Origin of the sequence: Streptomyces sp. NPDC096311 (assembly GCF_044763085.1) — a bacterium.
GTDB lineage: Bacteria > Actinomycetota > Actinomycetes > Streptomycetales > Streptomycetaceae > Streptomyces.
In genome coordinates this window covers 280732-289824 of record NZ_JBIWFN010000009.1, presented here as the reverse complement: position 1 = coordinate 289824, position 9093 = coordinate 280732, and the positions used below count along the sequence as shown (strand labels likewise).

The following is a 9093-nucleotide window of genomic DNA, read 5'->3' as shown; positions in this document are numbered from 1 at the left end:
TCGTCCAGCCAGTCCAGGAGCCCGTCTGTCTCCTCAACGGTGAGCAGGGACCACTCCCAGGGGCGGACGTGCAGCAGGTGCGCGGCGTTGCCCAGCTGCCTCAGACGGCGATCGGCGGAAGGGCTTTTCCCTCGGACTCCTCGTCGATCGCGGTCGCGATCTCCCGGTTGAGCTGGTCGATCTGCTCCGGGTCGGCGTTGCCTGCCTCGATGAGCTGGTCGCGCATCAGCTCGTACTCCTGCTTGGAGTACTCCAGCTTCAGCTCGTCCCAGGCGAAGTCGACGTCCTCGTACTTCGTGGTCGGGTGCTGCCGCTTGAGCATCACCCACAGCAGGGCCCGCCGGCAGACGGCGTTGCCGTTCAGGACGCCCTTGGTGAAGTCCGCGAAGTCCAGGCGGGAGCGCCGCTCGAGGGCCTCCCGCTCGGCGCTCATCAGCTTCTGGGGCTTGTACTGGAAGCGCTGCGGCTCCTCGGCCCCTTCGGGCTCGTAGACCAGGTACACGGCCGTTCTCTCCTATCGGACCCGGGACGCGATGCGCCGGGCCATGTCCTCCATGGCCTCGTGAACGGCCTGCTTGTACATGCCTTCGCGGCCGCGGAACGCCTTGTCGAACCATTCGAGCTTGCCCCGCTGGTGCACCCAGTTCTCCCGGTTGCCGTAGACGGGGTGGCGCCAGCCGCGGGCGCTGTTGGTGCGCTTGGGCGCGTTGGGGAAACCGCGGATGTTCTTGGTCTTGAACGCCTTGACGCGGGCTCCGGACCAGTGGCCTCCGAGTTTCACCTCGGGCCGGATCTTCTTCGCGATCGACGACCGCAGCGCGGGCTGGGCTGCGCCATGCACGGAGACCATGCCCATGATCGAGGACTTCGCCTGTTCCGCCCCCGGCTTCAGGGCCTCGCGCATGTTCTTCGCGAGGTCCTTGCGCAGAGCCTTGCCGTCCTCCTCGGCACGGATCGCACGCACCAGCGCGTCCAGGCCCTCGTGCGTGGCCCGCAGCTCGAACGGCGGCCCGCCGGCCATCAGGCCGTCGCTCGGGTGACGGCGCCGGAGGTGGGGTAGCTGACGCCGACGGACGCCTCATCGCCGACAGAACCCTGGATGGGGTTCCAGCCGTTGACCAGCACGCTGCCGGTGTACTTCGGGTTGGAGGTGCTGGCAGCGGAGTTGCTCAGGCGGACCTCGAACGTGACGACGGTGCCCAGCAGCGGCCACATGATCGAATCGAGGGCGGCCACGGCCGCATCCTGCAGGAAGTCGAGGGCGAGCTCACCGGACTTCAGGCCGCCCAGGACCTCCTTCCAGCCCTGGCTGCCGTAGGTCGTGACTTCCTTCTCCTCGACCTTCGCCGTGAGTTCGGCCTTCTTGGTGTAGGCGGACAGGTCGGTGCCGTTCAGCGCGACGTACTCGGCGAGCAGAACCATCTTGGCCATGACAGATCACCAGATCCCTAGGGTGGATGCGAACAGGAAGGACGGGCTGGTGCCCGTGATGGTCCAGGCGACGCGCCACCACGTGTCTGTGATGGCCGTGCCGTCGGTGCGCAGAATCTCGCCGCTCACCGTGTTGGCCGCCGTGAACGTCAGACGGGTCGTCGGACTGGCGAAGGTGTTGTCCACGCTGGACTCCACCCGGCCGGTCAGGCTCGGTGTCGTACCGGCCACGGACAGCACGTGCAGCGCGGCGTACATCCGCTTCCCAAGGGCGACGGCACCCAGGTTCAGCCCAGTGCCCGTACCGGAGGCGGTGCGGGCGGTGCCGGGCGGATGGGCGAACTGGCCGCGGGCCAGTGGCCACGATCCCTTGCCGCTGGACGTCCACGGGGCGACCTCGCCGACCGCGTCGCCGAGCTTGTAATCGCAGCGCAGCGCCTTCGTGAGGTAGGCCAGGCCGCCGACCGCGGCACCGTTCGGCCCCATGGACCAGGCGCCCACACCGCCGAGCTGTGTCCAGGAGGCGTCGTCGACCTTGCTGGGGTCGGCGGCTTCCCACTGGCCCTCGCCCTGGATCTCGGTGGAGGCCAGGCCGCCGAGGAGCTCCTTGTAGCCGTTCGAGGAGTAGTTGGTGGTCTCCTTCTCCTCGATCTTCGTGGTGAGCTCCACCTTGTTGGAGGCGCCCGTCAGGTCGGCGCCCCCGGTGAACAGCCGCACGTTGGTCAGCACGAACTTGCCCATCAGGCGGCCTCCCTCTTGCTCTTGGTACGGCGCGGGGCCGTCTCGGCGTTCTCTGCGACCCCGGACGCCACCAGGTGCTGGGCCTCGCCGGTCGGAATGTCCTCGGTCTCACCCTCGGCCGGCCACGGCTGGCCGTTGCGGAGGGCCCCGGGCGGCATCTGCACCAGCATTCGGATCCGCATCAGCTGCTCCCGTCCCCGATGACTTTCACGATCAGTTCGGCGCCCACGAACTCGGCACCCTGGTGCTCGTACCAGCGGTAGCCCTGCACCCGCATCACGTGCAGGTCGTGGGCCAGGCCGCCGAGCGCGTACTCGCCAGGCGCCCCGCGGGCCGCTTCGATCGCAGCCTTGAGCGACGCCGTGCCGGAGCCGGACAGCATCGAGTCGAGGACCCGCTGCGCCGCCCGGTCGTCGGAGGTGGAGACGAGGACCCGGCAGGTGAACTCCAGCTCGTCCAGGGCCCGCCCCATCGCCTTGTCGTACTCCTGGGTGTACTCGGCGACGAAGAACTGGGGGGCGACGACGGAGTCCGGGGTGTAGCCGGTGCACGTCAGCTTGCCGATGCCCTCGGGCAGGACGACCGCGCGGGCCGCGTCTGCGATGGCGTCGCGTACTGCGGAGATCTGCACAGCCGTCCCCTATCCGAAGCCTGGCAAGGTGAACGGCTCGATGAGCGCCCAGACGTCCGGGTCACGGCGGCTGAGGTTGCGCACGCCCCACTCGGCCGAGCCGATGATGCCCTCGGGGGAGTCCTTGCGCTTGTACAGGCGGGTGGCCTGGATGAGACAGGCCGAGGCGATGTCGTCCGGGACGGCCGGCCATCCGAACTTCGCGGTGATCCGGATGCGGGTGAAGGCCGTGCCCCAGATGCTGTTGGGCCGCAGCAGGCCGGTGATGGGGTACCCGTCGGCCAGCGCGTTCTCGGGGGTCGTCTCGTAGCTGCCGGTGATGGTCGCGAACGATCCGCCCCCGGTCGATGCGCTCTCCACCACCATGCCGGTGGTGTCGCCGATGTCGTCGACCAGGAGTACGTCACCGTCTCCCTCACGGACGACCCGGGCGTGCAGCCGGTAGGTGCGCACCGTCGGGGTGGCGTCCAGCCAGAAGCGGCGCCCGGTCGTCCGCTCGATGCCGCGAGACGCGGACTTGAGCGCCTTGTCCAGCAGGGCGTCCCGGCTGGTGTCGTCCACCTGGATGCTCAGCTGCGCCTTGAGGTCGTCGCGGGTGGCGTACTCCGTGGCCATGTCAGGCGGTCTCGCTGGGCTTCTGGGTACGGCCCTTCGGAGGCTCGGCCCGCTGTTCGGCCTCGGTCTTCGCCTCCGCCGGCGCTTGCGTGTCGTCCGCCTTCTTCTCGGCGGGCCTTCCCGCGCGGCCGCCGCGCGGCGGCTTGTAGCCGCGCAGCTTCAGCTGCTCGTCGACCTGGGCGACGCGGTCCTTGAGGCCTCGCTGAACGAGACCTTCGCGCTCGCGGAGCAGGGCCGCGACCATCGTGTCTTCCGTCTCCGGCTCGCTTGCTTCTTCGCTCACTACTTCGCTCCTGAGATGAGAGGGCTGGACCGCGGGGGCCCGCCGGAGTCGAGGCGGGCCTCCGCGGGGAGGATCAGACGCCGCTGAACGTCGGCGCGATCAGGCCCGTACCGGCGATCTTCCGGGCCTGGGCGTAGCGGGCGTGGGTGTACGCGAAGTAGCCGTACACGACCATCAGGACACCGAGGTTGGCCAGCTTCGGCTGCTCCGCCCGGATGTACATCGGGGCGCTCGGGTCCTCCCACAGGTGGCACTCGTTGCGGTCCGCGAGGTAGATCTCGTCCTCGGTGCCCGCGCCCAGGGTGGTGCCGATGTTGTTGTCGACGATGACCGGGGTGCCGTTGGGCAGCGTGCCGCGCACGCCGCTGCCGTAGGTCGTGCCCAGGTTGACGCCGGACATCTGCGCGGCGATGCCGGGCTGGCTGATGAGCGGCCAGGTGGCCGACATGCCGTTCTGCATCCAGTACCAGCGGCGCGAGTGCATGACCGCGATGTTGTCGCCGGACGCCTGGTCCAGCAGCGCGGCCTCGACGCCCGACAGGGCCTCCAGCGTCTTCGGGTACAGCTCCGCCACGGTCGGCGTGGCGTCGGTGTACGCGACGGCGGTGGCCACGTTGGTCAGGCCGTTGGTGGCCTGGTTGAGCAGCGTGGAGTCCAGCGTCGACGAGTAGCGGCGGAACAGGTCGTCCAGCACCACCGGTTCGACGCCGGCGCCGCGCTCGATGGCCTGCCGGGACAGCGTCTGCTGGCCCGCGTTGGTCTGCACGTTGATGGTCATCAGCGTGTCGTCGATGTCCGTCTCGGAGACGCCCGTGTTCTCCGACGCCTGCAGCGCTGTGGACGTCGCCGTGGTGATGCGGGACAGGTTGACCGTCATGCCCTGCGCGGGCAGGTCGTGGTGCCGGATGGCGTCCGCGAACGGGCGCCGTGCGGCCGCTGCCGGGGCGTACAGGTCGGTCAGGTACTGCGGCACCACCAGGCCCGCGAACGCGCCCGTACCGGCCGCACGCTCCTCGATCTGGGGGCCGCGCTCGGCACGCTCCTCGGCCATGTGCCGGGCAAGCCGGTCACGGGCCTCGTAATTGCCGAGGAACGCGCTGGCGACGTCCCGCTCGAACTGGCGGCCGCGCCGGTCCTGGTCGGGCCGGTAGGTGCGCTCCTCCTGGCCGACGCGGACGACCTGGTCGTAGGCCGGGGCGCGGTTCGCGGCCGGCGTGGTGCGCGCCTGCAGCGCGGCGATCTCGGCCTCGCGGGCTTCCTCGGCGAGCAGCTCGTCGAGGGCCGTCTGGCGGCGGGTGACCTCGGCGTCCGCGGTGTCGCGCACGGTGACCTGCGCAGTGACGGCTTCCTCGGTCAGGTTGTCGTCGGAGCGGAGCGCGACCAGCGCGTCCTGCTCCCTCTGGCGGGTGGTGATCGCCGTGTCCAGCGCGGTGCGCGCCTGGGCGATCAGTTCGGCGAGCGTCATGGCTCGTCATCTCCTTGCTCGATGGGATACACGACGCCCCGGTCCATGTCAGACGGCCACCCGAGGCATTGCGCCGGGTGGTCTCGTGCGCGCAGAGCGCAGGGCAAGGCCCCGCCGTCCGGCGGGGAGTTCAGGGGTCAGCGGGCGATGGCGAGCTCAAGGAGCGCGCGGGCCCTGCTGGACGGCGCGGCCGCGGGCTGCCGCAGGCTGGCGCCGGTGTACGGGTTGGCTCCGTAGCCGACGATGGCGACGTCGCCGCGGTGGATGTCGTACCGGTTGATGCGGTACTCCGTGTAGTCCGGGGACCACTGGCCCGACTCGATGCGGAACGCGAAGGACATCTCGTCGATGAGGCCGGACCGCAGCTTCGGCGCGATGTACGCGACGTCGTAGTCCGCCGGGTCAAGAGCGGGCGCGCGCACCGACAGGCCGTTGGCGTCCTCGGCCAGGATCAGGGTGCCGGTCGTCGTGCGGGCCATGCGACGCAGCTGGTCGTGCCCGAGGACGAGGGGCACGTCGAGGTCGGCGCGCGCCAGCGAGTCGCCGCCCGCGCCCTCGGTGACGATCTCCGTGTACGGGCCGAACATGTCCCACATCTCGTAGGCCTGCTCGTACACGGACGCGTGGCCGAGGAACTCCAGCGTGCCGGTGTCGCTGCTCTCGCGGACCTGGACGCCGGACAGGGCGGCGCGCACGGTGGCCCGGGCGCCTGCCTGCTCGCCACAGCGGCGCTGCGAGGGGCGGTCGGCACGCTGGCGGACGTTCTGGGCACGTTCGGCCGCGGCCGCGGCGAGCGCAGGTGTGGTCATGGCGTAGCTCCCGGTACGGCGGTCGTGGGTGTCGCGGGGACGGACCGTGAGCCGAACAGCCGGTCGAACTCGGCGAGCTGGTCCTCGGTGTAGGGCAGCCGGTCCTCGAGGGCCCGCGCCTCGGACGGGGCGAGCGTCCGCGAGGTGATCTGGCTGGCCATGGTGCGGGCCCGGGTTTCGGGGTCCATGCGCAGCAGTGCATCCGTGGCGAACTTCACGTAGCGCGGGCCCGAGACGAGCTTCCGGCTGAACGTGTCCTCCCGGCGGCCCACAGCGGGCCCCAAGTGCATGATGAGGAACTGCAGGTTGCGCTGAGAGATGTTGGCGTAGGTGACGCTGCTGCCCGAGACGGCCGCGTCGATCAGGTCGCCGGGGCAGCCGAAGAACCGGGCGATGTCCCCGTTGCTGAACTGCTGGGCTTCGATGAACTGGGCCTGCTGGGTCACGGCCTGGACGGGCTTGTACTCCCAGTCGACGCCGTGGACGAAGACGTCGCCGTTGGAGACGGCCGCGCGGAAACCGTCCTTGACCTCGCGGGCCTTGCGCTGGTCGACCGTCTTGCTCGTGTTCTTCAGCGTGCCCGAGGGGACGATGCCGGCGGCGAACCAGTCCCGCGCGAACTGCTGCGCGTTCAGCGACGCCTCAATCGACCACGCCGCGAACGCCACCGGGGATAGGCCCAGAGGCATACCCGCGATCGTGTACTGCTTCTCGTGCCAGACGTCCCACGGGTCGTACTCCTTGCCCCCGATCTTGAACTTCGTGATCTGGGACCCGTTGGCGCGGACGGTGACCTCGCCGAGCTCCACCAGGTCGATGCGCCCGGGCAGGCCCCGCCCGTCCGGGCCGATGACGCCCGAGCGTTCGGTGATGATCCCGAAGCAGTTGCCCGCCCGGTCGAGGTCGAACTCGGTGGAGTAAATCCACTCCTTGACGCCGACCTCGCTGCCGCCAGGGGTGACCAGGACGGGCGGCTTGGGCACCTCCACCTGCATGCCCTGTACGCGGCGGTAGACGTCGATGGGGAACGAGGACACCAAGTCCGCGCGCAGCCGCAGGCACGCCCAGACTGCGGAGTGCCTCAAGGCCGTCTGGTTGTTGACGTGGATGGTCTTGCCGCCGAGGCGGCCCTCGCGCTGCAGGTTCAGCAGATCCTCAGCTGTGACGATGTTCGCGTCGCGGGTGAAGACGCGCCGCACCTTCGACCAGGCGCCCATGCTGCCTCCTCACGCGAACGAGTCGCTGATGTCGTAGTCCTCTTCGACCTGCGGGCCCCGGATGAGCAGCGCCCAGCGGGCGAAGGTGACAGCGCAGAACGGGCTGACGTCGACCAGGCTCGACGTGCGGTCCAGCTGCCAGGCGTCGCCGTTGCGGCGTGTGCGGGCCCCGTTGACCGCGGCGGTCAGCGGTACCTGGTCGATGTTGCGGACAGTGCCCTGGTTCATCGCGTCGGCCATCTGCCCGCAGGCCTCGGTGATGTCGCCCGAGCGCATGACAGCCAGGTCGCTGCGCTGCGGGTGGTCCTTGTCCTTGGGCGACTCGATGCCCGCGGCCGCCAGGTCGTCGATGAGCGACCCGGCCGGCGCGCCGGAGGACGCCACCGCGACGGCCACCGGCTTCCACAGGTCGCGCAGCTTCACCATGGCGGGCACCACCCAGTCGGTACCGGGCCGGTGGGCCACGACCTCCAGGTGCACCTTGCCGTCCTCCCGCAGCGAGGCCGCGCCGATCGCCGCATGCTTGCGGTCCTGCGACACGTCGATCGCGAAGGCGACACTGGACGCCACGGGCTTGCTGGCCGCGTCGACCAGGCCAGGCCACTTGCCCTTCGGCACGTTCGGGTCAGTCGGCGGGGTCGGCTTCCTGGTGCGGTTCAGATAGGCCCGGTCGAACTCCGCCGGGTCCATCTTCTCCAGCTCCGCCTGGATGACGTCGACCGTGACCGTGTGCCCGAGCGCGGGCAGCGTCGCGTACCAGGTCGCCGGGTCGTCCCGCGGCATGCCCTCGGGGGCGAACCACTCGAAGTACGCCGCCCGCGGCCGCGGTGCCGCTATGTCCTCGGCCAGCGCATCCCACAGGGCCTCGATCAGCTTCCGGCCGATGTCGCGCTTCTTGTTCAGCCACGCCGACTTCGTCGTGCCGCCGGCGGACGCCCACCACAGCTGGGCCATCTTGCGGGTGAGCATGGCCGGGCTGAACGCCTGCTCGAGGCGGTCGTCCTCGTGAGCGAACGCCTCGTCGATGAACCCCATGTCGAGCGGCGGCCCGTGGCCGGCCTTCTCCGTGTTCGCCGTGATGCCCATCTTGGAGCGCGTGCGGCCCCACAGGATCGCCTCGTTGCCGTTCGACTTCCGGATCCGGGCCATACGGGCCAGGTCGGAGCCGACGATCTTCTCCCAGAACTCGTCTTCCCACCGCTGCCGCGCCATGCCGCGCGTCTGGGCCGCGTACACGATGTTCTGCCGCTGCCACGCGAGCGCGCGGTGCACCTGGGCACCGAGGCACAGCTCCGTCTTGCCCTGCTGCCGGGACACGCTGATGCCGACCTCGCGGTGAGCGAACAGCCCGGTCGCGGGGTCGATCTCCAGGGCGACATCGGACACGTACTTCTGCCACGGCATCGGCGGGGCGCCGAGCTTGGCCATGACCTTCCACAGCTTCGGACCCAGTGACGGCCGGTCCGGATGCCGCGGCGTACCCCACAGCGGCGGGCACTCCAGCCCGTAGCGCTCCTTGAGGTCCTCGGCGAACTCAGTCGGGGGACGCCAGGTCTCCGAGGTCGTCGTCATCGTCAGCGGCCCGCCCCTCCAGCAGCTGGGCGAGCGTCTGACGGAGCTCGCGGGTCAACTGGGGCAGCAGCTTGTCGTCCTGGGCCACCGGCTCCCCGCACGTCTCGCACTGGCCGGTCGCGGCGGCGTCGATCCGGCCGGCCAGCGTGTACGCCAGCTCGGACAGCGACGGCTCGACCCCAACCAGGTCGCCCATCTGCTCGACGTCGTCCCGGACGGCCTTCTCCACGGGGCCCATGCCGCCCCCCTCCAAGATCGTTCCCAGGCATTCGGCCCGGGGGGAGAAAAATGAAAGCTGGGCGTGGGGTTGAGAAGATGATCTTTCCTAA

13 protein-coding genes are annotated in these 9093 nt (G+C 70.0%); all 13 read right to left on the bottom strand.

Translation table 11 applies throughout. The annotated features are described in order from the left end of the window. Nucleotides 1-100: 100 nt before the first annotated feature. Nucleotides 101-502 carry a hypothetical protein gene (locus ACIRA5_RS24390; RefSeq protein WP_403693695.1) on the bottom strand — a complete coding sequence of 134 codons (402 nt, stop codon included), beginning with the start codon at nucleotides 500-502 and terminating at the stop codon, nucleotides 101-103. A gap of 12 nt (nucleotides 503-514) precedes the next feature. Further along, nucleotides 515-1021, bottom strand: a complete 507-nt coding sequence (locus ACIRA5_RS24385; protein ID WP_403693693.1) for a hypothetical protein — start codon at nucleotides 1019-1021, stop codon at nucleotides 515-517. Beyond that, complete coding sequence (locus tag ACIRA5_RS24380) at nucleotides 1021-1431, bottom strand: hypothetical protein (protein ID WP_403693691.1); 411 nt, start codon at nucleotides 1429-1431, stop codon at nucleotides 1021-1023. The genes ACIRA5_RS24385 and ACIRA5_RS24380 overlap by 1 nt, the downstream gene beginning before the upstream one ends. 6 nt (nucleotides 1432-1437) lie before the next feature. Further along, entirely contained in the window at nucleotides 1438-2172 is a 735-nt protein-coding gene (locus tag ACIRA5_RS24375) for a hypothetical protein (RefSeq protein WP_403693690.1), read from the bottom strand. Continuing rightward, the gene (locus ACIRA5_RS24370) at nucleotides 2172-2354 is read right to left on the bottom strand and encodes a hypothetical protein (RefSeq protein ID WP_403693688.1); all 183 of its coding nucleotides are present in this window, start codon (nucleotides 2352-2354) and stop codon (nucleotides 2172-2174) included. The genes ACIRA5_RS24375 and ACIRA5_RS24370 overlap by 1 nt, the downstream gene beginning before the upstream one ends. After that, nucleotides 2354-2803: a hypothetical protein gene (locus tag ACIRA5_RS24365; protein ID WP_403693686.1), complete on the bottom strand. Its 450-nt coding sequence runs from the start codon at nucleotides 2801-2803 to the stop codon at nucleotides 2354-2356. Before ACIRA5_RS24365 ends, ACIRA5_RS24370 begins: the two co-directional genes overlap by 1 nt. Nucleotides 2804-2812: 9 nt before the next feature. Beyond that, on the bottom strand, nucleotides 2813-3418 hold the full coding sequence (locus tag ACIRA5_RS24360; RefSeq protein ID WP_403693684.1) for a phage gp6-like head-tail connector protein: 606 nt from the start codon (nucleotides 3416-3418) through the stop codon (nucleotides 2813-2815). Nucleotide 3419: 1 nt separating this feature from the next. Beyond that, nucleotides 3420-3701: a hypothetical protein gene (locus tag ACIRA5_RS24355; protein WP_403693682.1), complete on the bottom strand. Its 282-nt coding sequence runs from the start codon at nucleotides 3699-3701 to the stop codon at nucleotides 3420-3422. 73 nt (nucleotides 3702-3774) lie between these two features. Then, complete coding sequence (locus ACIRA5_RS24350; RefSeq protein ID WP_403693680.1) at nucleotides 3775-5166, bottom strand: hypothetical protein; 1392 nt, start codon at nucleotides 5164-5166, stop codon at nucleotides 3775-3777. A 137-nt stretch (nucleotides 5167-5303) separates the two neighbouring features. Further along, nucleotides 5304-5975, bottom strand: coding sequence for an HK97 family phage prohead protease (locus ACIRA5_RS24345; RefSeq protein ID WP_403693678.1), 672 nt, complete (start codon nucleotides 5973-5975; stop codon nucleotides 5304-5306). After that, nucleotides 5972-7192: a phage portal protein gene (locus ACIRA5_RS24340; RefSeq protein WP_403693676.1), complete on the bottom strand. Its 1221-nt coding sequence runs from the start codon at nucleotides 7190-7192 to the stop codon at nucleotides 5972-5974. The genes ACIRA5_RS24345 and ACIRA5_RS24340 overlap by 4 nt, the downstream gene beginning before the upstream one ends. 9 nt (nucleotides 7193-7201) lie before the next feature. Continuing rightward, the gene (locus ACIRA5_RS24335) at nucleotides 7202-8764 is read right to left on the bottom strand and encodes a terminase large subunit domain-containing protein (RefSeq protein ID WP_403693674.1); all 1563 of its coding nucleotides are present in this window, start codon (nucleotides 8762-8764) and stop codon (nucleotides 7202-7204) included. Continuing rightward, nucleotides 8727-9002 carry a hypothetical protein gene (locus ACIRA5_RS24330; protein ID WP_403693672.1) on the bottom strand — a complete coding sequence of 92 codons (276 nt, stop codon included), beginning with the start codon at nucleotides 9000-9002 and terminating at the stop codon, nucleotides 8727-8729. Before ACIRA5_RS24330 ends, ACIRA5_RS24335 begins: the two co-directional genes overlap by 38 nt. Nucleotides 9003-9093: the final 91 nt, after the last annotated feature.